The following is a 22,922-nucleotide window of genomic DNA, read 5'->3' as shown; positions in this document are numbered from 1 at the left end:
TTAAAAATGTTAATTCTTCCTTTTTAATTTTCAAAGATTGGCATCATTCAAAAGTAAAATTAGTGAGTATATCTTCCACGGGACTCGATGTCGGAAATTGTTTTTGCAATTGATTCGTTGCCATAACCTTTTAAAACCAAATCAAAGTATTTAACAGCAAGATTATAATCTATGCTTTGCAATGCCTTCTTCAGGACAAGCAAATCAACCGCCTTGTCCTCACCAAGTTGCGAATGTCTTCCAAGACCGAAATCTATGAACACCAGCTGATCATCTCTAAGCATGATATTTGAAGTGGTAATGTCACCGTGAATTATATCTCCGCTGTGAAGCTTTGAAATCTCTTCACCGATTCTGAAAGCCAAGTCATCGTCAATGACATCCTTGACCATCACTCCATCGATTTCTTCCATTAAGATTGATTTATCCTCCAGATTAACGTCGTACAATACCGGAGTCACAACACCCACTCTTTTGGCATCGCTTAGAAGCCTAGCTTCCAGCCTACATCGGGATTTTCTAATCTTATTGTCGATTTCAGGAATCCTGTAATTTTTAACAATACGGTCCTTCAAAACTGCCTTTTCGCCCAAATATTCTGCTTTAACAATGTTTGATTCTGCACCTTTGGCTATAAACTCATCACCCAATTCCAGATAGCTTTTGGTGTTGTCAATCCATGGAATGTCAACCTCATCGGTTCTGAACCTTTGGATTATGCCTGTTTCGGACAATTCAATCGGTCCGAACTCTTTGCACATCAACAAGCCCAGCCATGCAATCATGACACCATTGTCACCGCATAGCTTCATTTCAGGCATGTAGAATTTGGCGCCGTGCTCTTCAGACATTGTCTTAAGCATTTCCCTTAATCTTGAATTGGCAGAAACGCCACCGCACAGCATCACCTCGTCCTTTTGGGTGTGTGACAGTGCCCTTTCGGTTACTTCCACAAGCATTGAAAAGGCAGTTTCCTGAAGCGAATAGCAGATGTCCTCCATTGGTGTGCCCTTTTCTGCTTCCCTTAATGCGGCTGACAACAGACCTGAAAAAGAGAAGTCCATGCCCTTTACAACATACGGCAAATCAATATAAGAACCCTTTTTGGCCAATTTTTCGATTACCGGTCCGCCGGGATGTCCCAGTCCGGTTTCACGTCCGAAATGGTCAAGGCAGTTTCCAATGGCAATATCTAAAGTTTCACCGAAAATCCTATACCTTCCGCTTTCATATGCAATGACTTGGCTGTTTCCGCCACTGACATAAAGGGATACCGGATTCACCGCACCGGTGTCAAGCTTTCCGACTTCAACATGACCTATGCAATGGTTTACTCCAATGATTGGCTTTTTTAAGGATAATGACAGAGTTCTGGCTGAAGTTGCAACAATCCTCAGTGCAGGACCGAGTCCCGGACCCTGTGAAAATGAGATCAAATCAATGTCATCGTATGAAATTCCAGCTTGAGAAACCGCTTCAGGAATCAGTTTAGGAATCCATTCAGCATGGTGTTCGGCAGCGATTCTAGGATGGATTCCACCTTCTTCTGGAAACAGCTGTTTTCCAGCCATAGCCAGAATATTTCCATCACTGTCAACAATGCCCACACCTGTCTTTTCCGCAGTTCCTTCTATTCCCAAACTTATCAAGATAATCACTGAAAAATTTAATTAATTAGTATTATTTATCATGAAATATAAAAATATTTTTTTAATTTAAAAAACATAAGTGAAAATATGGGATTTTATAGTGCAAATACCCCCGAACAGAAAAGGGTTAAACAATTGACTGGAGACATCAACATCCACGACATGTTCAAAAACGAATGCAATACAAGAGGAATACCTATCTACAATGCATACAACATTCAAAAAAGATTAATTCATGAAGTGGAAATGGAACAGATCCAAGGTGTTGATGCAGTGGACGACAGAATGATGGAATTGCTGGATGAGAGAAGCAAAAACAAGGTTACTCACAGATACGTGGACTTCGTATCCAGAGAGGACAGCGCATCAAAGGGAGTGATTCCGAAGATGCCTGAACAAGAAGCGGACAAGCTTCCTCCAAAAGACCAAATCAGGATTCCTCCAAGAGCAAGAGACGGACAGACATTTCAAACTGACAATGAACTTCCGGAAATTGAAATGCTAAAGAAAATCATGCTCCAGAATAAAAAAATCATTAATCAGAATAAAATCATCATAGATTTGTTGAAAAAGCAGGGTGGGGAAGATGATTGAAGGAATCAAAACTTACGGATCAGATGAACTGACCAAAAAGTTACAGGCATGTGAAGATCCGGTATTTCTACTTACCATTGGAACAACAGAAACTTCATTAATAGATGGAATTTCAGGCGCAGGACCTTCAGCAGACCTTACAGAATACACCCCAGCTTCAGATGCTGAATTCATGATATTAGGTGAAGTGAGATGCTGTGAAGCCCCAGCCGAAACTGTAGTCGGAGATGCTGCAGCGCCTACTCCTGCAAGGCTTACAAAAGCTGCACTTCAACTTGCAAATATCCCATTCGTCATTGTCGATGCAGGTTCCAAAATCAAACCTGATGTCGAATATGTCAATCTTGGAAAAGACTATGGAAGGGACATTAGAACTGGAAAAGGAGTTTTAAATCCATTGGAAATATTTGAAAACGCAAAGGATTTGGGCGCGGAACTGTCAAGAAGACATGAAATGCTCATAATCGGTGAAAGTATCGCTGCAGGAACTACAACCGCCCTCGGAGTATTGAGAGCGCTTGGATATGACGCCAACGAAAAGGTTAGCGGCAGCATGCCACACAATCCCCATGACATGAAAACAAAATGCGTTGATGAAGGATTAAGAAATGCTGGCCTTGACCCTAAAGAGGATGACATTGATGCGATGCAGGCCATCGGTGCAGTCGGAGACCCTACCTTAGCCGCCATGGCGGGAATAGTCTTAGGCTCAGAAATCCCAATAATATTAGCAGGCGGAACCCAAATGGCTGCAGTCTGCGCAATAATCAAATCCATACAGCCTAACTTTGATTTTTCAAGAATCAACCTGTCTACAACAGTGTTTGTGGCAGGTGATGAAACTGCAGATCTGTTTGGAATACTAAAGCAGATTGACGAAGGAATTACCGTTAATGTGGTTGACCCTAAATTCGAAGAATCCGAGCACGAAGGACTTAGAAATTACTTGAAAGGATTTGTCAAGGAAGGTGCAGGTGCCGGAGGCGCAATGTATACCGCACTCGTTTTAGGAAATTCCGTTGAAAAACTTAGAAAAAGAATAGAAAAAGTATGTGGATAGAGATTTAAAAAAATCTCTATAATCTTATTTTTTAGAATAAATGGGCTATTGAGCCTATAAATACTACGATGCCGACTATCCAACAGTAGTAGGCAAATATATCCAAACTTCTTTTTTGAATTAATTCAAGCATCCATTTGATTGCCGCATATCCTGCAATGAATGCTGCAATGAAACCTAAAATCACAGGCAAAAAGTTTGCATCCATTGCTCCGCCAATGTCTTTAGCTTGTAATAAAAATGCACCTAAAATAGCAGGAATTGACAATATGAAACTGAATTTAGCTGCAAACTCCTTATCAAGACCTATTACAAGACCGGCAGCAATTGTAGTACCTGAACGTGAAAGACCAGGCAGGATTGCACAGGCCTGACCCAATCCCATAAACAATGATTCCTTAGCAGAAATGTTTTTGAGATTGACATTACCGCTTGTCATTCTTTGAGAGAGATACAGAATTGTACCAGTTACAAATAAAAAGAAAGCCGGAACATAAAGGGCGCCTGCAAATAGTGAATCCACAGCGTCTTCAAAAAGCAAACCCACCAAAGCGACAGGGATAGTGCCTATAATAACGTACCATGCAAGCCTTTTATATGCATCATCGTAGAAGCCTTCCTTGAATCTGCCTTGGAAAATGTCCATGACACTGTCAATCCATGATAAAATCATCTTGATGATGTCTGCTCTAAAGAACCACAATACCGCAAGCAATGACCCCAAATGCAGAAAAGTATCGAAAGCAAGAGAACTTTCAACACCCAATATATTTTGGATGAAGACCAAATGTGCTGAACTACTAACCGGCAGGAATTCAGTTAATCCCTGAACGATACCGATAATAATTCCTTGAAATATATCCATATTTTACACCGTTTAGATATAACTTAACCATCCGTATTTATCTTCAACTTTAGCTTCAACAATGTCAAAGAAAGCGTTTTGTATTTTTTCAGAAATAGGTCCTCTTTTACCTATGCCTATTTGTCTGTGGTCAATTGAACGGATTGGAGTTACTTCAGCGGCGGTTCCTGTGAAGAACACTTCGTTGGCTGAGTACAATCTTTCCCTTGAAATGACTTCTTCAACAACTTCATATCCTAAATCACGAGCTACAGTCATGATGGAGTCTCTTGTGATACCTTTGAGGTTAGAAGAGGACATTGCAGGGGTGAATAATTTTTCACCTTCTACGAGGAATATGTTTTCTCCACTACCTTCAGAAACGTGACCTTCATAATCAAGCATAATAGCTTCATCGTATCCATGTTCAATTGCTTCGAGTTTGGCCAATTGGGAGTTCATGTAGTTTGCACCACATTTTGCAAGTGCAGGGAAAGTGTCAGGTGCAGGTTTTCTCCATGATGAAACACCGATGTCTACACCGTTTGCCATTCCTTCTTCACCTAAGTATGATCCCCATTCCCAGGCGGCAATTGCCACATTAACAGGGCATCCTAACGGATTTACTCCTAATTCACCGTATCCTCTAAATACGATTGGGCGTATGTAGCATGCCCCTAAGTCATTTACACGAAGGGTTTCCAAAATAGCTTCCTCAATTTCCTCTTGTGTGAAAGGAATGTCAATCTTATAAATTTTTGCTGAGTCAAATAAACGTTGTACATGTTCTTTCAGACGAAATACAGCAACGCCGTTTTCGTTTTCATATGCACGAATTCCTTCAAAAACACTTGTACCGTAGTGAACAACGTGAGAAAGTACTGAAATGTTTGCATCTTTCCATTCAACAAATTCTCCGTCCATCCAAACTTTAGTTTCTTTATCGTCCCATGCCATTTTATCACATCATTTACATTTATGATAGATAATATATTTTCATAACTAATAAAATTAACTTAAAATTTTCAATAATAGAAACATATATATAATAGTAAATTCATAATAATATTTGTTGGTTCCGTGGTCTAGTGGTATGATACCTCCCTTACAAGGAGGGGATCACGAGTTCGAATCTCGTCGGAACCACTGTTTCTTATTTTTAAAAAAATTTCACGAACTGTAAATTTTTTCGTCTTTTCATATGGCAAAATCAATACAAAAATATCTAATTTTTTCAATTATTTTTCTTATCAAATCTTCAAAAATATAGTTGATTGTATAGTATTTTATTAATTAAATTAAAATAATGAACAATATTCATAGAAATAAATAATACAATGATTAAAAATTATAAATAATAAAATTTAAATAGTTTTTGAATTAAAATTATAACTATCGAAAAAGGAGACTTAATTATGGTAGTTAAAATTGCTATTATTAAAAGTGGTAATATTGGTACTTCACCAGTAATTGACCTATTGTTAGACGAAAGAGCAGACAGACCAAACATCGATGTAAGAACCTTTGGATCTGGAGCTAAAATGAACCCAGAACAAGTAGAAGACGTTGTACCTAAAATAGACGCTTTCGAACCTGACTTCGCAATCTTCATTAGCCCAAACCCAGGAGCACCTGGACCAGCTAAAGCAAGAGAATTATTATCCGAAAAGGACGTTCCTGCTATTATCATTGGTGACGCACCTGGTAAAGGTAAAAAAGATGAAATGGATGAACAAGGTCTCGGTTACATCATCGTTATGTCTGACCCAATGATTGGTGCAAAAAGAGAATGGTTAGACCCAACTGAAATGGCTATCTTCAACTCCGACATCTTAAAAGTATTAGCTGAAACCGGAGCATTAAGATTAGTTCAAAAAACCATTGATGCTGTAATTGCACAAGCAGACGCAGGTGAAGAAATCGAATTACCAAAACTCATCATTACTGCTGAAAAAGCTGCAGAAGCTGGTGGATTCGCAAACCCATACGCAAAAGCAAAAGCTATTGCTGCATACGAAATGGCTGGATCAGTCGCAAACTTAGACATGAAAGGTTGTTTCATGACCAAAGGTTTCGAAAACTTCATCCCATTAGTAGCTGCTGCTCACGAAATTGCTGCATGTGCTGCTAAATTAGCACAAGAAGCAAGAGAAATCGAAAAAGCAAATGATACTGTTTTAAGAACCCCTCACATGAAAGAAGGAAACCCAGGTTGTAAAACAGACTTAATCTCAAAACCAGAATAAGTAGCTTTCTTGCTACTTTCATTTTTTTCTTTTTTTTGAAATGAAAATGTAATATATTTTTTACAATAAGAATAATAAAAAAATAGCTAAATTCAATTTAGCTATAAAGCTCCTTTTGTAGAAGGAATTTGGTCATGTTCTATTTTAACAGCTTCCTTTAAAGATTTTGCAAATGCTTTAAAGACAGCTTCAGCTTTGTGATGATCATTAGCGCCTTCAACAGTACCATAAATGTTTATTTTGGCGCTGCCTGCAAATGACTCGAAAAAGTGAATGACTATATCGGATGTCATGTCCCCAATTTTCTCGTTTTTAAAATTGAGATTCATATTGCAATAGCTGCGTCCGCTTATGTCAATTGCAACGGTAGCTACAGATTCATCCATAGGAACAATAGCATGCGCCATTCTTTTAATTCCTTTTTTATCACCTATAGCTTCGCTAAAAGCTTCGCCAAGTAATATTCCAACATCTTCAATAGTGTGGTGATCATCTATTTCCACATCACCAATAGCCTGAATATCCAAATCAATCATACTATGCTTTGAAAAAGACTCCAGCATGTGATTAAAAAAATTCACTCCAGTGGAAATATCGTACTTTCCACTTCCATCAAGATTCATTTTTATATCAATTTCAGTTTCTGAAGTTTTTCTTGAAACAATAGAATTTCTAGTCATAATCTAACCTATCTTTAAATTGATTTGAGCATCAAGCATTCACTCATCTTCACCAGGACGTAATATTTTAATGCAGTTTGTAGGACATTCCATTGCACATAGCGTACAAACGTGACAATATCTCAAATCCAATATACGTGCAACGTTGGTAATTTCCCAAATTTTAGCGGACTTCGGACAAATCTCTGCACAGTTACCACATGCTATACATTTATCTTCATCAACTAAAATTCGCAACATATTATCACCCTTATAATTTTAAAGTAGCTACAGACATTGCCTTAAATCCAACAAAGACCTCTTTTCCAATGTTGAGATTCAATTCCTTTTCAGCGGAAACTGTAATGTCTGAACATAAAATTACTCCGCCGACATTGACTTTAACGCGTATTATCTCGCCGATGAGCTTCATCTCAACAATTCTACCTTTGAGAATATTACGGATACTTGATGTCTGAGGTTCCAACATTAAAAAGATATTGTCATAACTTATTAATGCTAAAATCTTATCTCCAAGCTTATATTTTCTATTTAATGGAGCATTGATTTGGAAATCCTCCATTTTAATAGTCATGACACCTTTGACATCGTTAATGTCAATGATTTCAGCTTCAATCTCATTCACGTCTTTGTGAAGTTCCATGATTGCATTTATCTTCTTACATTCCTTTAAAATAGAATAACCTTCTTCAGTAAGAGTGGTGCCACCACCACCACCTTTTCCCCCTTTTGTAGTATTCACAATTTTTACGTTAAGTGTTGATTCTATTTTTTCAATATAGTTCAGAGCGGTTCTGTAAGAAACTTTGATGTATTTTGCCGCTTCTGTTAAAGAACCAGTGTCTAAAATGGATTCTAACAGTTGGTATTTTTTACTGTCCAACAGGAAAGAATTGCCATCGACATTGATTTTGTATTCAACACCTGCACTAACATCAGCCATTATAATCCCCCAATATATAATGATAATTGAATTTTTATAGTTTATAACTTAAATAACTTTTCAATTATTTATTTCGAAACTCGATTCTTTCAACAAAATCTAGTAACTTGTTGACAATTTTGGATAGAGGGCCGAATTTGGCAGCATATCCTCTGAAAGTTTCAATATCATCTTTTGTGAAAAACTTAACCAGAATCAATGCAAAGAAATAAACTATCATGCACAATATTATTCCCGGGAATAAAAACAAGGTGGTTTTAGGAATGACAAATCCGACAACAGCCATGATTGCAGTAGCAATCAATATCTTAACAACTGATACTATTGGCGGTTTTGATTGTGTCAATTTCAACGCAAAGTAAACACATGGAATCATCATTAAAAAACAGGCTACGGTGGTTGCCAAAGCACCGCCTGCAATACCCATTGTTGGCACCAAAATCCAGCTTAAGATTCCAGTGACAATTGATCCGAAAATCAGGATATACATAGGAATTCTAGGATTGCCGATTCCCTGAACGATACTTGTGGAAATTGAAAATATGGAATAGAATGTCATTCCAATGGCCAATATTGCAAGAGCGGATGCACCTGCAACATAAGCAGCGTCCTTGAAATAAAGTAAACGTAAAGTAGGAACGGAAAATAGCGCCAAACCTACACACATAGGAACAACAAACAATAACGCTATTTTATAAGACTCTCCAACATATTTCTGAAGAGCATTAACGTCTTTGACCTTGAACGCTTCTGAAGTTGCCGGAAGTATTGTAGTTGCAACAGAAATAGAAATCATTAAAGGCAATCTGGAAATAGGATCCGCAGCGGCGAAAAATCCGACACTGGCATCTGACAAAAATCTGCCCATGATAATAGTACAAATATTATAAATAAGCATTTCAGCAATGGCTGTAATAATGACCGGAATGGCGAATTTGATTAATACTCCAGCCAATTTCAGCTCGTCCCTAAATGTGAATTCGAAATTATCGCTAGGTTTTGGAATATATTTTGGCATGTAAACTTTAAATATGTATATTGAAGATACCGCCGCAAGGGAGTAACCAATGACAGTACCCCATAATGCACCAGGAGTTGAAAGCCCAATTAAAACAAATCCTGTTGCAAATAAGATCATTCCCAGTTGCTCTACAGCACGAGTGTATACAATATATTCCATTTTATACACTCCCTGGAATGCGCCTCTGAATGCACCGACAATAACACTGAATGGAGTAATCAAACCAACAATCTGCAGTGGAATTACAGTATAGGGCTTATGCAGGAAATTATTTGCGATAATCGGTGAAATGACAAAAATCATCAGTATCCCTAAAAATATTCCCAGAAATACCATGATTTTCAATGCCGTGTAAATCGTCTTTCGAGCCATGTCGTGCTCGCCTGTGGCTTCATACTCAGCAACATATTTGGCAATAGCCGGAGGAAGCCCACCAGCAGCTAAAGTCTGAAAAATACCCTGGAACGGTAATGTCATTCCTAAGATACCATAATTGGTAGGGCCCAATAATATCGCCATTAAAAAACGGTAGAGATAACCTCCAATACGGAAAATAATATTTCCTATGAAAATTATCAAACTACCTCGAACCAACTTATTTGCCATAATATACCTTTAAAAATAGATTATTATAATATAAATTGATTTTAATATTTAAATATACTTATTTAAGAAACTTTCGAATTCAACCAAAGTCCTGTTTAAAGACTCCCATCCATACTCATCGCGTTTAATATCATCCAATGAATCGTTTGACCAGAAGGACGCTCCCAAATTGGAACCGAAAGGCCCTCCGCTTACTGGAATAATACCGTGTATCATGAAATAAGTTATATTTTTCAAATGAGCGAAATCCTGACCACCTGTCCTGTCTCCGCCAACTGCAATGCTCATCCCAATCTTACCACGAAGCAGATTGTAGTCGATTGCCTCCAAGGCTCTGGTCCTATCCATTATGGCTGACAGGTTGCTGCTAATTCCTCCGCTCTGAATGGGAGTTGCAAGAATAATACCGTCTGCCTGCCTAAGATTTTCGTATATTTCGGCCATGTCGTCTTCGATAATGCATTTCTTGTTTTCCAAACAGTAATCGCAATGCATGCACGGCTTAATATCCTTAGCTTGGCAGGTGAATATTTTACAATCGAAACCATCTTCTTCAAGCTGATTTAAAGCATTTTTCAAGATATATTCTGTAGTATTGTTTCTAGGACTGGCGCAAATACCAAAGACTTTCATGAAGATAGTTTTGTAAAAAGAGTGTTAAATACTTTTAAAAAAAATAAAAATAAAAGATTAAAAACTTAAAAAGTTAATAATCTTTCTAATTTTAGTCATTACGTTTCATATAACCTGAATTAAATAAAACACTAACAAATACAATACCTAAAATCGCATAAACAAGGGTATAAGTCGGTTCACTATCAGGTTTTGCTGCTTTAGGAATTTCCGAAGATTTTCCTTTTTTAGAGGTTGCGGTAACATTACTTGATTTGTTTTTATCGTCAGTTGAATTATCATGTTTCTTTTTATTCAAATCAGTACTGTTCACTGCTACACTACTTGTATAAGCATCATAACTTGGAGTGTAACCACCATAATAGTATGGTGTATACCCGTTATTGTTATGTCTCCCATGCTTGCAATGATGAATCCATCCCTTATGATGGGTCTTATTGCTGCAATTGGTATTATTGGTATCGTTTGTTTTAGCTTTACTTATTGTTTTATTCCTGTTATCATCAGCATGACTATTTACAATAGATTCTTGTAAATCTTGTTGTAATAACAACAATAATGGAGTCCATATTGCTTTATGATCCGGCAATAAAGTTTCGCTAGACACGCTGTATCCCAGCACGTCATTTAAACCGTCCCAAGATTCTGCGGTTTCTTCAATAGAAGCGCAACCATAGAAAGTTAAGACCATTAAATTAGGCATATCTTTATAGATCACATTTACGTGTTTAACATATGCATAATCCAAACCATGAGAGTTAGTATCATTAATTACATGACCCTGTTCATCTTCATTATCACGTTCACTGACAAAATAAAGACCTATTTCACCAGTCAAAGGACAATACTTAAGCAATGCTTTAGTAATTTTGTAACCAGCAAGATTAATTTCGTCGATTTGTTGATTAAGTGTTACATTTTTTAGAATATCAAATGCTACACCAGAATTCCATTCAATAGCTGAACTTGCGAACAGAATTAAGTCATCAGCACCAATATATTTCAACAACATTTCCCTATCCGAGTCGGATATTGTTCCAAAATACGCCTCTTTGTAAGAAACATACCCTGAAGTCATTAAAGTATCGAATACCGGCTCACTAGTCTCAGAAATTTCTTGTAAATCAAGTGCATAAATATCTAAAACATCACATTCATTTTCAAACCTAAGTAAATCATTTACTTGAGGGTTCACATCAATACTAAAATTATTACTTAATGAAGCTTCCCTGTCGCCAGTAACTTCTGATATCTTTGAATTCGGATCAACTCCAAGTTCATCATATCCAGTTAACGACTCAAGTTTCGACTTTAAAATTTCATCCAAACCAATCGTCGGCGGAATTGCAACATCATCAATTTCTGGACAAATATTGCAATCATCTACAATTACATTATCATCAACCACGCCCAATATTGGAGCGATTTCTCCAATACAGTACACATCATCAAATGATTCACATACGATTGAATCATGATTATCAATTGCTCCGAAATCATCCAAATCGAGAGATTCGCAAGACTGCAAATCGCAGCAATCAGATGATCCTACATATATGCAGTGATTGTAAGATTCCGGCAAATCATAAGACTCATAAGACATTTGACCATAAGAATCAAATGAATCTGAGGATTCATAAGAAACCTGATTTGATGAATCTAAAGGCTCACTGGAATGCTTAAATCCTTCACAATCGGATGCGTCATAGGATTCGTAATTTGACAATTCATTATAGGAAGCATCATTTGAAGATAAACTATTATCTAATTCAGCAGAAACAGGACAATCAGCCACAACTGATGAATCAACATCAATTTCTTCTGCAGAAACTCCACTTATGCAAAGCATTATAAAAATGCAAATCAAGAGTGGAGCTAATAGTTTTCTAATATTTTTTTACCCCCACAATTAATATATAAAGATTCATACGGCATTTTTAACTAGTTCATATCACCACCATAAACATTTATACAGCAACAATATTCACCTAATTATCACTGCCATACAAAAATTTATACAAGTATAACTTTACACTTCAAAGTTAATATATGCAACACATTTGATTTTCACACGAAAAAAATAAAACTTTCTAAACATTACAATTTAGGGAAGTTGAAGCAATATTATAGGTAACATATATAATAAAAAACAGACAAAGATAAAAATGAGGATTTAACTATGAAAGTTGGTAAAGGTATTGTAAAGAAATATTCAAGGGAATATAATAGAACATTGAAAAACGGTGAGAGGAAAAAATACACCACAGAGCAGATTCAAATCACAGTACCTAAACATGAAGACATTTACCAAAACAAGGAAGAGGTCCTCATCATACCTCAAGGAGAAATTGAGAATTTTAAAAATTTAGAGGAAGAGAATCAGGTTTTGAAAATAGCGAATTATTTACATGTTGAGGAAGTGAAGAAATTGGAAAAGCAATTAGAAGAAAATTTAAACCCATCCACATTGGAATTTCAAAATGAAATTGAACAATTAAAAGCGGAACTTGCTCAAAAAGATAATGATTTGGCTGAAATGGAAAACAAATTCAATACCCTCCATGAAGACAACATTAACGATTTAAAAGAGGAAAACCATTTAATCAGGGACAAGCATTCCAAACTGATTATTGAAAACGAAAACCTCAAAACAAAATTCGTTAACATAAAAACCGAAAACGAAAACCTGAAAACCAAATACACCAGCATCAAAGAAGAAAACAAAAACCTCAAAACAAAATGTTCCACATTAAAAGAAGAACATTCCTCTATTAAAGAAAGCTACGATAAAGTAAGCAGCAAATACGATCAACTAAAACAAGAAAATCTCAATACAAAAACAAGTTATGCTGAAATGTATGAGCTTAATGAAGATTTAGAAAAAGATTACGATTCCCTTCGCATTGAATACAATGATTTGGTTGACAAATACAACGCATTAGAAGAAGAGTTGTATAATATTAAAAATTCAAAAACTCGTGATGAATTCATAGCCAACAAAGTCAGGGAATTCATGTTAAAAAGCAGAAGCTAGAGGGTTTTATAATCATCCTGAAATTCAGGATTCCATCTTTTTAATCCAGGAATGAACATGGTTGTAATTCCGGTAGCATGTGTTTCTGCCAATCTTGGATTCTTTTCCATCATTTCTTTTGTTTTTCTTACAATCATTTCATTTAGAGTTATATCTGGTTCTGTGTATTCACCATCTTGAAAACAGTCTTTGCAAAATTCAGGATTAAGGCTTCCGTCCTTATTTGTTCCGTAATCCTCTTTTACAATTGGTCTGCCACATGAATTGCAAAATCCCATAATAAAAACTCCTTTTTAAAAAAAAATAGTTGTAAATTAGAAAAAATCTAATTTACTTGTCTTTTACTTCAATATTTTCATCTTCATCCATTGCAAGTCTCATATTATCTGGATCTGGGTCGAAATGTTCCAAGAAGTCTTGAGCAGCTCTTCTGACATCTCTTGAACCGATAATGTATCTTCCTGCAATAATTATGTTTGCACCTTTTTCAATTGCTTCTTCAACATTGTTAGGTTTGATTCCACCAGCAACGGCAATGAGACCTTTTCCACCGAGAGTTGCTTTAATATCTTTAATATTACCCCATTCGGTCATGTCACTGGTATCTTCACCGTGCTCTGCTCTGTAGGATTCCATATCAACGTTTCTGTGTAATAAAACAATGTCTGGTTTTAAATCATCAGGAAGTTGAGCTAATTTTTCTTCAAATCCTTTAACGTTCATCATATCAAGGATTGAGTAAATACCTTGCTTTTGAGTTTCGTGAATAGCTTTAGCAATGGATTCAATAGTACCGAGACCGGAAATAGCTACTGCATCAGCGGTTTCATCAGCTGCCATTTTAACTTCAACACGACCAACATCTAAAGTTTTCAAATCGGCAATGATGAATGCATCTGGACGTAATGCTCTGATTTTACCGATAATTCCAACACCGAATTTTTTAACGAGTGGAGTACCGGCTTCGAGAAGAATCCTATCATTGTCCGGTAAATCGTTGATAATTCTTTCCATAGCAGCTTCATTGTCCAGGTCAAGTGCAACTTGTAAGTATGGTGGTGACCAAAGTTTTTTGACTTTGAATCCCATGATTGGGTGAGTTCCACGATCTTTTTCTGCAAGTACTTTGTCGATTGATGGGTAACCTTCCATTGCTCTTCTGATAGCTAATTTGGTTGCTCCATAGTTGTATTGATAAATTTTTCTGAAATCTTTTGCAGATGGGTCAATAAATACACTTGCATTAATCACAATGTCTTCGACAATGTCTTTTGGAATGTATCCGTCTTCTACTGCATCAGCCACCGCTCTTGCAACAGCGGTTTGTGCAGGTCCAAATATTTTACTTGCATCTTCCAAATCACCGACAGTTACTTTAGGGATAATTAAAGTAGCTGGCTTGGTCAATAAGTTAGGTCTGATTACACTTGTTAAAGGAGTGTGGCCTACGGAAAGGTTAGACAAACCAATAGCGAAAGCTTGACCAACCGGTCCAAATTTATCACCAATTAATAAATCAACGTGTGCTAATTCAGGGCCGTCTCCAATAAGAGCTTCTCCTATTCTATACATTGGGTCCATTAAATTTCCTCCGTTATAATATAACATTTAATAGTTTATTTTTATTGATAAATATAATTATTGGAAGTTAATCCTTCTTGAAATATCCTTAGGTAAAGGCAATCTTCTGAAAGGTTTTCCTTCGCATTTTCCATTGATTTCAGCAATCAATTCGTCAACTGTCATGTCGACTTTCTCTCCGGTTTCACGTACGGTAACCTGGAACTTGCCGGTTTCCATTTCCTTGTCTCCAACGACAAAAATGTATGGAATCCATTCCTTGGATGCATTCCTGATTTTCTTACCTACGCTTTCATCCCTGTCATCAACATCGACACGAATGTTTGAAGCATTGATTTTTTGATACAGTTCCTCTGCAAATTCCTTATGGGCTTCGCCTATAGTAAGAATCCTTGCTTGAATCGGACTTAACCATGTAGGCAACATTGGAGCTCTTTCATTGATTTCCAATGCGGTTTTTTCAAGCATAGCACATAAAACCCTTTCGATACTTCCGGTTGGGGAAGTGTGCAATATTGTAGGGTTGTGCTGGTTGCCGTCTTCACCGAGGTAGGTAATGCCAAATCTCTTACCGCTTTCAACATCGATTTGAACAGTAGGGTTTTCAATTGGACGTCCTAAAGCGTCAATGTTGGCCAAATCGATTTTGCATACCCAGTAATGATGTCTTTCAGGTAGGATTTCCAAAAGAATAGGTTTTTCGAATTTGCGGGCGATTTCATACATCCATTCCTCATTGTCATCAAAGAAGTCCTGGGTTGCCCTGAAAATTACTTCAAAGTCCAAATTCAAATCCTTACCTGTCTGCATGCACATGTCGGTTTGGGCGGAAAATTCATCTAAGGATGACGGTACGTCACAACAGAATGAGTGACAATCCGGCATGGTGAACGCCCTTAATCTTTTAAGACCGACAACTTCTCCTTTTTTCTCATAACGGAAACTGTATCTGGTCAATTCAAAGATTTTGGCAGGCAAGTTTTTCCATGTCAGATAGGAATCTGACATTAATCTGAATGCACCAAAGCAAGCTGCAAATCTGAGCATCAATTTCTTTTTGGTGTCTGTTCTGTACTGTCTTTCTCCGAATTTGTATGCATGCTCATAAATTGCCTGATTGTCTAAATCATAAAATATTGGAGTTTCTACAGGCATCGCTCCACGTTCGACAGTCAAGTCATAAACATAATCCGCAAGCAAATCCCTAATCAGTTTTCCTTTAGGATACCATCTGAGGTTTCCGACATCGGATGCAGGTTCATAATCACAGATTTCCTTTTCCCTCATCAGTTTGACGTGAGGCGGTTCGCCTTCATCAGAGGCACCTTGACCGAGTTCATAGTCAACGAGTTGCTTGAATGCTCTGTTGTTGAATTCGAAGTCTTCGATTTGTGTGATTTTGTCTCCTTCAAGAATCTGCCAGGTTGAAGGTTTCCTTTCCACTTTTTCTTCCTGTTTTTCAGCAGTTATTGTTCTTGAAAGTTCACTTAACGGATGCCCTTTACAGGAAATTTCAAATGCCTTGTACCATCCGAAAGGTACTCTTTTAACGTTGAAATTTTCAGCAAGCAAAGCCTCTTCCGCATCCTTTAGGATTTGTACAGCGACTTTTGGAGAACTTAATGATGAAGACAAGTGAGCATATGGATATAACACTATATTTTCAGCTTTGACCTGATCATTGGTTTTTTTAACTTCACTGACTAAATTTTCAACAATACCTTCTGGATTATTTTCATCTTCTTTTTCGACAGCTGTAAATACCACTAAGGATTCATCGAAGGCACCTTGCATTTTAGCATCCTCGATTTCTTCAGCTACAGGTGTCTTATTCTTTACATTGTAATTTAAATAATCAGAATGAATTAGTAAAATTCTCATTTAACCACCATATATTATGATTTAGATTTTATTTTTAATATTATATAAAAATAGCTAATCTAAAAATTTAATATAAAACAACTACAAAGTATTAATCATGAGAATTATTTTAGCAGGAACCGGCAGTGCAGTTGGAAAAACTACAATTGCAACCGGAATAATGAAAGCATTAAGTGAAAAATACAATGTACAGCCATTTAAGGTTGGACCGGATTATATCGATCCGTCATATCATACATTAGCTACCGGAAATACCTCCAGAAACCTGGATTCATTCTTTATGAAAGAGGGACAGGTCAGAGACTCATTCCTAAAAGGTATGGAAGGCAAGGACATAGCAATAATTGAAGGTGTAAGAGGCCTTTATGAAGGAATAGACTCCATCAATGATATCGGCAGTACCGCATCCGTTGCAAAATCCTTAAATACTCCTGTTATTTTAATTATCAATTCTCGAAGCTTGGTTAAAAGTGCTGCCGCACTGGTTTTGGGCTTTAAGGCATTGGACCCTGAAATAAACATTGCAGGAGTCATCTTAAACAAGGTGAAAAATAAGGCCCACTATGAAAAGACCAAAAAATCCATTGAAGAGCTTACAAAAACCGAAGTCATCGGCGGAATAATAAGGGACGACAACATTTCCATAGAGCAAAGGCATTTAGGCCTTGTTCCCGCTGTAGAAAGGGAAAACTCACTGAAATTCATTGACCTCTGGTCTGAAGTCATTAAAAATTCAATTGATTTGGACAGGCTGGTTGAAATTGCTAAAGAGGCGCCTAAAATAACATCGGATATCGTTCCAATCTGGAATAAGCTTAACAAGCAGCCAGTGAAAATCGGAGTGGCATTTGATGAAGTCTTTAATTTTTATTATAAGGAAAACATCGAATCTTTAGAAGCAAACAATGCAAAAATAGAGTACTTTTCCCCTTTAAAGGATGAAGGTTTGCCTGACGTGGACGGACTGTACATCGGCGGAGGATATCCCGAACTCTTTTCAAAACAGCTGTCGGAAAATGAAAAAATGCTTAAAGACATCAAGCAGTTCCATTTGGATGACAGACCAATATTTGCCGAATGCGGCGGTCTAATGTATCTTATGAATTCCATCCATGAAGACAAAGTCGTCAATGTATACCCTTACCAGTCAGTTCTCACAGACAGGGTTCAGGCGCTGAAATATACAATCGCTGAAGTTACCCAGGACAACATCATCTCCAAAAAAGGCGAAAAGTTCAACGGCCATGAGTTCCATTACTCAAAGGTAATCGTTAATGACCTTAAACATGATATGGCATTCAATATCTTAAGAGGAAAAGGATCATACAATAACCAGGACGGTTTCATGGAAAGGAATACCCTTGCAAGCTATGTTCACACCCATGTTGCCGCAATGCCTAACTTTGGAGGCAATCTCACAATATCTTCACTAGAACTTCAAGGATAATATGGATTTAAAAAAAATCGACTTTTTCCAGCCGTCAATACTGGTGGTTGCAATACTTGCATTTCTGGCGATGGGCTATATCGGTTCATTCAACTACAGATTTGAAGATTCCCTGGATTTGGAAGTGATTGTAACAATACTCTTCGCATGTCTGGTATTTGTAATCGGACTCGTCATTGCAAAGTTTAAAATCAACGTCAGCGACATCAAGGAAATCAATTTTCTATCTGAAAAGCTGGTCATTATTCTCATTTTGATTGCATTAATCCTACAGACCATGAATCTGTTATTGATTGGAGGAATTCCTCTTTTCAACAGCGTATTGAAGTCAAATGCAACTACAAACATCTGGAGAGTTGCCTATCCCCTATTTTTAATTATGATCAATGTGCTGCTTGCAAAACACTACGATAAGAAATATTTATTGCTGGTGCTTCTTGGAGCATTGATATTCGGACTTAACGGATACAGGACATCAGTTTTAGGGATTTTAGGAAGCTCATTCATTACCCTTTATTACCTGGACAAGATTTCAAGGAAAATGGGAATAATATTTATTGCTGCAATAGTTGCCGGAGTGATGGCGGTGGGATACATCGCCTCACAGTCAATCGCATCCCAGAACTGGACATTGAATCCCCTGGAACTGATTTTTTACAGGGCCGCATTTACCCTGGAGGTCTTTGAGAGAATCCTTCCGTTAAGCGGCACTACACACGGACACATCCTAAGCATGATATTCTCTTCAGGAAGTCCGAGAACTTTCGTTGGAGAATACGTTCTGCATTACAGCGTTTGTCTAACATCCACACTATTCGGACCGGTAATGCTTGATTTTGGTTTTATCGGGCTTGCTGTTCAGATGCTGGCAATGGGAATATTTCTAGGAATAATGGATAAGCTAAAAAAAGGAATTGGTGTTGGCATCTATTCTATAATATTAACACACACATTGATTTGGATAGAAACTGGGCCAACAGACATTATGATTTGGTTTTTGTACCTAATAGGTTTTGTTTTAATAATAATAAATTTTAATTATATTAACTTAAACAAAAATTAATATAATTAAAATGATCAGTGAAATAAAGAATACGAATGTTCCTTTAATTACAAAGTCACTGTTTCTTTCTGTGTATAAGGACAAACCATAAGACAGTAGCAATGCTACAACCATCTCAATCAAACCACAGATTCCGGCATCCATACCTAAAAGATTACCGAACACGAATGCAAGAGCGTAAGAAATTGCTACAACTAAAACAATTAAAACAATAGGGTTATTGATTAATTTGAATAATAATGGTTCATAATTTGAATTTCTGCTAGGGGCATTATAGTTATAAAGATTTGTTTGAGATGACCTGCCTATGGATGGAATGTTCCTATTTAAAAGGGAAGATATAGGATTGGACCTTGGCTCATCACTCTGCCTGTATAGAGAACTCTTATAAACGTTTGGATATGCTTCACGCCTCTGCATAAGATATTCCATATCCGAAGCGTCGTATTCCTCATATCCAGGATATTCTTCCTCGATATAAGCGGAAGCTCCACCGTCATAAGGAGTATTATCCAAAGTGGTTTGAGATGTTCTGTCTTGGTAACGCTTTGCAAGCTCAATTAAATTATCCCTATCAACCAATTTGATATTCTTCCTAAGAGCATAGTTCTTTGCTTGATTGGAGAAGTATGAAGAAGATACAATCGTTACCTTAGATGCCTTAATACTCTGTTGAACATCTTCCATCTCTTTTAAAACATCCACTCCAATCTCAAAGTCCTTGTCATAATTTTTACATGCTACAACTACACCAAAGTCCCCAATTGTTGTAGGCAAGACAGCATATATGTCAATGACTTTTTGAGATGTTTTAAAGTTCTTGTAAACCTTAAAACCGGAGTCCTCCATTACTTTTGCTATAAAATTAATCAATTGTGGTTTTTCCAAGTTTCCACCCGCATGTGTTTTTTCATCAAATATTAATATTATATTTTATAATTGAAATTATTATTAAAGTTTTTTATATCTGGTTGAAACCTAAAATTATTTTAACAAAGTAATACCCAAATAAATATATGAAAGCGTTAATATGTAATGATGATGGAATCACAGCTTCAGGAATACTTGCTGCAAAAAAGGCAGTTGATGATTTATGTGATACATATGTAGTGGCTCCAGAACTACAGCAGAGCGGAATAGGGCATGCATTAACATTATATGAACCACTGAGAGTCAATGAACATACTTTAAGAGACGGAAGTAAGGGCTATGGCGTAAGCGGCACACCGACCGATGCGGTAACAATCGGATTGTTTGAAATACTCGACAAACACCCGGATTTGATGATATCTGGAATAAACACAGGATATAACATAGGACAGGCCGAGCTGACAACATCAGGAACCCTTGGAGCGGCACTTGAAGCTGCAAGCTTTGGAATCCCAACAATAGCCATATCACAGGAAGTGACAAGGGACGATATCAAATTCGAAAACGGGGAAAACGAGATAGACTTTGATTTTGCAGGTAAAATGCTTAAAAAATTATCAAAAATAGTATTAAAAAAAGGTTTGCCTGAAGGAATCGATTTGTTGAATGTCAATATTCCGGCAAATCCCATAAATGAAGAATTTGAAGTTGTACATCTGGGAAAAAGAATGTACACTCCAGTCATAGATATACGCATGGATCCACGCGGAAAACCATATTACTGGATTGGCGGTGAACCATATGATTTGGATGAACCCGGCAGTGATGGTTACGAATTACGTCGAGCACAAAAAACTACAATAACACCACTTACAATTGATTTGACCGGTGATATGAGTTTATTAAAGGAATGGATAAAGTAAAATACTTATAAGTTTAAGTCTTTAAGTATTTTTTCCCTTTCTTCTCTGAGCTCGTTTAAAATCTTTTCATCAGTGCATCCATCTTTCTTTAATTGCGCTATTGTACGAGTAATAGCCTCTAAATTACTTTCTAATTGATTAATTGCCATGATATTATTATGAACATTAAAGTATTTAAAGTTGAAACATCAATATTTATGTAGAATATTCAAGGATTTGAAAAAATGAGTTTTGAAAAAAATGATGTAAACAAACTATTTGCACAATTTAAAAATAAATATGTAACTGTCGATTTAAGAGGAAATTACCAAAGCGAAGGAAAAATAATCGCAATTGATAATTACTTAAACTTAGTCCTTGAAAATGAAAATGGTCTTGAAACCATTAAAGGAGGAAATATAATATTCATTAGTGTAAAAGAAGATAAATAGAAGTTTAAATATCAACTTCTATGCCTAAAATCTCTTTTTTACCATTATAAACATCCATCGCTATTTGAGCTGCACCGATAGCTCCGGAATCTTTTGAAATGACTTTCAATTCATATCTGTTTTTGAAATACCTGTTGATTTCATCTGAAAAGTTAAACGGTTCTGTTGCAGATCCGATTGAACCTGTCAGGACAATTCCTTCAATTTCATTTTCACATACGACATCAAGACCTGCTATTTCCATAGCTACAGTCATGATTAATGTATCAATTGCCAATTTGGCTTTCTCATCACCGTTTCTATAGTTTTCAAGAAGCTGGTCTTTCATGTTGGCTACCTTTCCATCAATTCCAGCTATTTTTATAGCGCCAGCATGTGAAAAGCAATCGTTTGCTGATGCATCATTCTCATCGATATTTCTAATCATTTCCAAGTCAATAGGTCCATGAACAACACCCATTGCGCCGACGCATGCATCCATTGCCCCTTTTATTTTTCCATCCTCTATCAGGATGTCCACACTGTTTGATGAAATGTCCGCCACTATAAAATTGGACCATCCAGTTTCCTTTATCGCATTGTAGGAAATGCTTACCTTTTCCGGGCTTGCCTGATGGGAATATGCTGCCCTGAACATTTCATTCAATGATGTTGAATCCTTGTGAAGGCCAGGAATCATTATTGAATCAATGTCCAGCTGTTCAAGTTCACCGAACACTGATGTTCCCCCGCCAGTCACCTTACCTGCACCGTTGATTGAGAGAATTCCCCTGTCCTTGACCTTATCGGTCGGCAGGATCTTACTAATTCCGTCCCCCATTGCATAAGTAATGGCCATCAGTTTGACATCATTAAAATCAACACGTTTTTCAAGCTCTTCAGCTGCAGAAACCAGACCTTTCTTGCTTTCCTCTCTTCCTATCTTGAAAACATCGATAACATCGCCCTCATCAGACATTATGCAAAAAGAGATTCCAGTAGTTCCATGGTCCATACCAATAAATACCACAATTACCACACTGTAAAAAAATAATTTGAATAAAAAAAATAGTAAAAAAAGGATTAAAAAGACTTAATCGTCTTTTTGTAATCCACAAGCTTTTCTTAATCTTTCACCAACAATTTCAATTTCTTTTCTACCTTCGGCTGCCCTCATTTCTTTTAAGTTAGCTCCATCAGTAGCGTTTTCGTCAGCCCATTCTTTTTTAAAGGTTCCATCCTGGATTTGTTTTAAAGTTTCTTTCATACCTTCTTTTGCTTCATCAGTGATTATTCTTTTACCTCTTGTTAAACCACCGAATTCTGCAGTGTTACTTACATCATGCCACATTCCAGCAAAACCTTTTTCGTAAATCAAATCGACGATGAGTTTTACTTCGTGACAGGTTTCAAAGTAAGCGATTTCAGGTTGGTAAC

The 22,922-nt window shown here is 36.8% G+C and carries 23 protein-coding genes, 1 tRNA gene and 1 pseudogene; 9 read left to right on the top strand and 16 right to left on the bottom strand.

What is annotated here, in order from left to right; genetic code table 11:
- Nucleotides 1-59 precede the first annotated feature (59 nt).
- Nucleotides 60-1,658 carry a bifunctional N(6)-L-threonylcarbamoyladenine synthase/serine/threonine protein kinase gene (locus Q0W26_RS01470; RefSeq protein ID WP_298521641.1) on the bottom strand — a complete coding sequence of 533 codons (1,599 nt, stop codon included), beginning with the start codon at nucleotides 1,656-1,658 and terminating at the stop codon, nucleotides 60-62.
- A gap of 78 nt (nucleotides 1,659-1,736) precedes the next feature.
- On the opposite strand from Q0W26_RS01470, the gene Q0W26_RS01465 reads away from it, so the two are divergent.
- Both Q0W26_RS01465 and cobT read left to right on the top strand, forming a co-directional pair.
- Complete coding sequence (locus Q0W26_RS01465; RefSeq protein ID WP_298521640.1) at nucleotides 1,737-2,243, top strand: hypothetical protein; 507 nt, start codon at nucleotides 1,737-1,739, stop codon at nucleotides 2,241-2,243.
- Nucleotides 2,236-3,303, top strand: coding sequence for a nicotinate mononucleotide-dependent phosphoribosyltransferase CobT (gene cobT / locus Q0W26_RS01460; RefSeq protein WP_298521639.1), 1,068 nt, complete (start codon nucleotides 2,236-2,238; stop codon nucleotides 3,301-3,303). The genes Q0W26_RS01465 and cobT overlap by 8 nt, the downstream gene beginning before the upstream one ends.
- Before the next feature lie 31 nt (nucleotides 3,304-3,334).
- Here the strand turns inward: cobT and uppP are convergent, their stop codons facing one another.
- Nucleotides 3,335-4,168 carry an undecaprenyl-diphosphatase UppP gene (uppP, locus tag Q0W26_RS01455; protein ID WP_298521638.1) on the bottom strand — a complete coding sequence of 278 codons (834 nt, stop codon included), beginning with the start codon at nucleotides 4,166-4,168 and terminating at the stop codon, nucleotides 3,335-3,337.
- Nucleotides 4,169-4,180: 12 nt separating this feature from the next.
- Nucleotides 4,181-5,104 (bottom strand): branched-chain-amino-acid transaminase, encoded by a 924-nt coding sequence (gene ilvE, locus Q0W26_RS01450; RefSeq protein ID WP_298521637.1) that lies wholly within the window; start codon nucleotides 5,102-5,104, stop codon nucleotides 4,181-4,183.
- A gap of 117 nt (nucleotides 5,105-5,221) precedes the next feature.
- Here ilvE and Q0W26_RS01445 point away from each other — a divergent pair.
- Together Q0W26_RS01445 and Q0W26_RS01440 are read left to right on the top strand one after the other, a co-directional pair.
- A tRNA-Val gene (locus Q0W26_RS01445) sits at nucleotides 5,222-5,293 on the top strand.
- A 269-nt stretch (nucleotides 5,294-5,562) separates the two neighbouring features.
- A complete protein-coding gene (locus Q0W26_RS01440; protein WP_292793136.1) occupies nucleotides 5,563-6,393 on the top strand; it encodes a F420-dependent methylenetetrahydromethanopterin dehydrogenase in 831 nt (276 codons plus the stop codon).
- A gap of 101 nt (nucleotides 6,394-6,494) precedes the next feature.
- On the opposite strand, the gene hisB is transcribed toward Q0W26_RS01440, so the two are convergent.
- The 6 genes from hisB to Q0W26_RS01410 form a co-directional block, all read right to left on the bottom strand.
- Nucleotides 6,495-7,073, bottom strand: a complete 579-nt coding sequence (hisB, locus tag Q0W26_RS01435) for an imidazoleglycerol-phosphate dehydratase HisB (protein WP_298521635.1) — start codon at nucleotides 7,071-7,073, stop codon at nucleotides 6,495-6,497.
- A gap of 39 nt (nucleotides 7,074-7,112) precedes the next feature.
- Entirely contained in the window at nucleotides 7,113-7,313 is a 201-nt protein-coding gene (locus Q0W26_RS01430) for a 4Fe-4S binding protein (RefSeq protein ID WP_342765320.1), read from the bottom strand.
- A 10-nt stretch (nucleotides 7,314-7,323) separates the two neighbouring features.
- Nucleotides 7,324-8,016, bottom strand: coding sequence for a TOBE domain-containing protein (locus Q0W26_RS01425; protein ID WP_298521633.1), 693 nt, complete (start codon nucleotides 8,014-8,016; stop codon nucleotides 7,324-7,326).
- 64 nt (nucleotides 8,017-8,080) lie between these two features.
- The gene (locus Q0W26_RS01420) at nucleotides 8,081-9,643 is read right to left on the bottom strand and encodes a flippase (protein ID WP_298521631.1); all 1,563 of its coding nucleotides are present in this window, start codon (nucleotides 9,641-9,643) and stop codon (nucleotides 8,081-8,083) included.
- Between the two features lie 48 nt (nucleotides 9,644-9,691).
- Nucleotides 9,692-10,276 (bottom strand): flavodoxin family protein, encoded by a 585-nt coding sequence (locus Q0W26_RS01415; RefSeq protein WP_298521629.1) that lies wholly within the window; start codon nucleotides 10,274-10,276, stop codon nucleotides 9,692-9,694.
- Nucleotides 10,277-10,367: 91 nt separating this feature from the next.
- Complete coding sequence (locus tag Q0W26_RS01410; protein ID WP_298521627.1) at nucleotides 10,368-12,125, bottom strand: hypothetical protein; 1,758 nt, start codon at nucleotides 12,123-12,125, stop codon at nucleotides 10,368-10,370.
- A gap of 330 nt (nucleotides 12,126-12,455) precedes the next feature.
- Between Q0W26_RS01410 and Q0W26_RS01405 the strand changes: the two genes are divergently transcribed.
- Nucleotides 12,456-13,310 carry a phosphoserine phosphatase gene (locus tag Q0W26_RS01405; protein WP_298521625.1) on the top strand — a complete coding sequence of 285 codons (855 nt, stop codon included), beginning with the start codon at nucleotides 12,456-12,458 and terminating at the stop codon, nucleotides 13,308-13,310.
- On the opposite strand, the gene Q0W26_RS01400 is transcribed toward Q0W26_RS01405, so the two are convergent.
- From Q0W26_RS01400 to Q0W26_RS01390, 3 genes are all read right to left on the bottom strand, one after another.
- Entirely contained in the window at nucleotides 13,307-13,588 is a 282-nt protein-coding gene (locus tag Q0W26_RS01400) for a zinc ribbon domain-containing protein (RefSeq protein WP_298521623.1), read from the bottom strand. The two genes, Q0W26_RS01405 and Q0W26_RS01400, sit on opposite strands and share 4 nt — an antisense overlap.
- 52 nt (nucleotides 13,589-13,640) lie before the next feature.
- Nucleotides 13,641-14,882 carry a bifunctional 5,6,7,8-tetrahydromethanopterin hydro-lyase/3-hexulose-6-phosphate synthase gene (locus tag Q0W26_RS01395; protein ID WP_298521686.1) on the bottom strand — a complete coding sequence of 414 codons (1,242 nt, stop codon included), beginning with the start codon at nucleotides 14,880-14,882 and terminating at the stop codon, nucleotides 13,641-13,643.
- 66 nt (nucleotides 14,883-14,948) lie between these two features.
- Nucleotides 14,949-16,772 (bottom strand): threonine--tRNA ligase, encoded by a 1,824-nt coding sequence (locus tag Q0W26_RS01390; RefSeq protein ID WP_298521622.1) that lies wholly within the window; start codon nucleotides 16,770-16,772, stop codon nucleotides 14,949-14,951.
- Between the two features lie 97 nt (nucleotides 16,773-16,869).
- On the opposite strand from Q0W26_RS01390, the gene cfbB reads away from it, so the two are divergent.
- Complete coding sequence (gene cfbB / locus Q0W26_RS01385) at nucleotides 16,870-18,219, top strand: Ni-sirohydrochlorin a,c-diamide synthase (RefSeq protein ID WP_298521621.1); 1,350 nt, start codon at nucleotides 16,870-16,872, stop codon at nucleotides 18,217-18,219.
- Nucleotide 18,220: 1 nt separating this feature from the next.
- Entirely contained in the window at nucleotides 18,221-19,282 is a 1,062-nt protein-coding gene (locus tag Q0W26_RS01380) for an oligosaccharide repeat unit polymerase family protein (RefSeq protein WP_298521620.1), read from the top strand.
- On the opposite strand, the gene Q0W26_RS01375 is transcribed toward Q0W26_RS01380, so the two are convergent.
- Nucleotides 19,268-20,170, bottom strand: coding sequence for a restriction endonuclease (locus tag Q0W26_RS01375; RefSeq protein WP_298521619.1), 903 nt, complete (start codon nucleotides 20,168-20,170; stop codon nucleotides 19,268-19,270). The two genes, Q0W26_RS01380 and Q0W26_RS01375, sit on opposite strands and share 15 nt — an antisense overlap.
- A 128-nt stretch (nucleotides 20,171-20,298) precedes the next feature.
- On the opposite strand from Q0W26_RS01375, the gene surE reads away from it, so the two are divergent.
- Nucleotides 20,299-21,075 (top strand): 5'/3'-nucleotidase SurE, encoded by a 777-nt coding sequence (surE, locus tag Q0W26_RS01370; RefSeq protein ID WP_298521617.1) that lies wholly within the window; start codon nucleotides 20,299-20,301, stop codon nucleotides 21,073-21,075.
- 5 nt (nucleotides 21,076-21,080) lie between these two features.
- Here the strand turns inward: surE and Q0W26_RS01365 are convergent, their stop codons facing one another.
- Nucleotides 21,081-21,224 (bottom strand): hypothetical protein, encoded by a 144-nt coding sequence (locus Q0W26_RS01365; RefSeq protein ID WP_165814077.1) that lies wholly within the window; start codon nucleotides 21,222-21,224, stop codon nucleotides 21,081-21,083.
- A gap of 75 nt (nucleotides 21,225-21,299) precedes the next feature.
- Here Q0W26_RS01365 and Q0W26_RS01360 point away from each other — a divergent pair, with 75 nt between their 5' ends.
- Nucleotides 21,300-21,506: an LSM domain-containing protein gene (locus Q0W26_RS01360; RefSeq protein ID WP_298521615.1), complete on the top strand. Its 207-nt coding sequence runs from the start codon at nucleotides 21,300-21,302 to the stop codon at nucleotides 21,504-21,506.
- A gap of 4 nt (nucleotides 21,507-21,510) precedes the next feature.
- On the opposite strand, the gene Q0W26_RS01355 is transcribed toward Q0W26_RS01360, so the two are convergent.
- Both Q0W26_RS01355 and Q0W26_RS01350 read right to left on the bottom strand, forming a co-directional pair.
- On the bottom strand, nucleotides 21,511-22,515 hold the full coding sequence (locus Q0W26_RS01355; protein ID WP_298521614.1) for a methanogenesis marker 12 protein: 1,005 nt from the start codon (nucleotides 22,513-22,515) through the stop codon (nucleotides 21,511-21,513).
- A 63-nt stretch (nucleotides 22,516-22,578) separates the two neighbouring features.
- A pseudogene (locus Q0W26_RS01350) lies at nucleotides 22,579-22,922 on the bottom strand (ketol-acid reductoisomerase); the annotation flags it as partial.

Source organism: uncultured Methanobrevibacter sp., from assembly GCF_947169325.1.
In the GTDB taxonomy this organism is placed as follows: domain Archaea; phylum Methanobacteriota; class Methanobacteria; order Methanobacteriales; family Methanobacteriaceae; genus Methanocatella.
The sequence above is the reverse complement of the archived record's forward strand: the minus strand, read 5'-3'. Positions and strand labels throughout refer to the sequence as shown.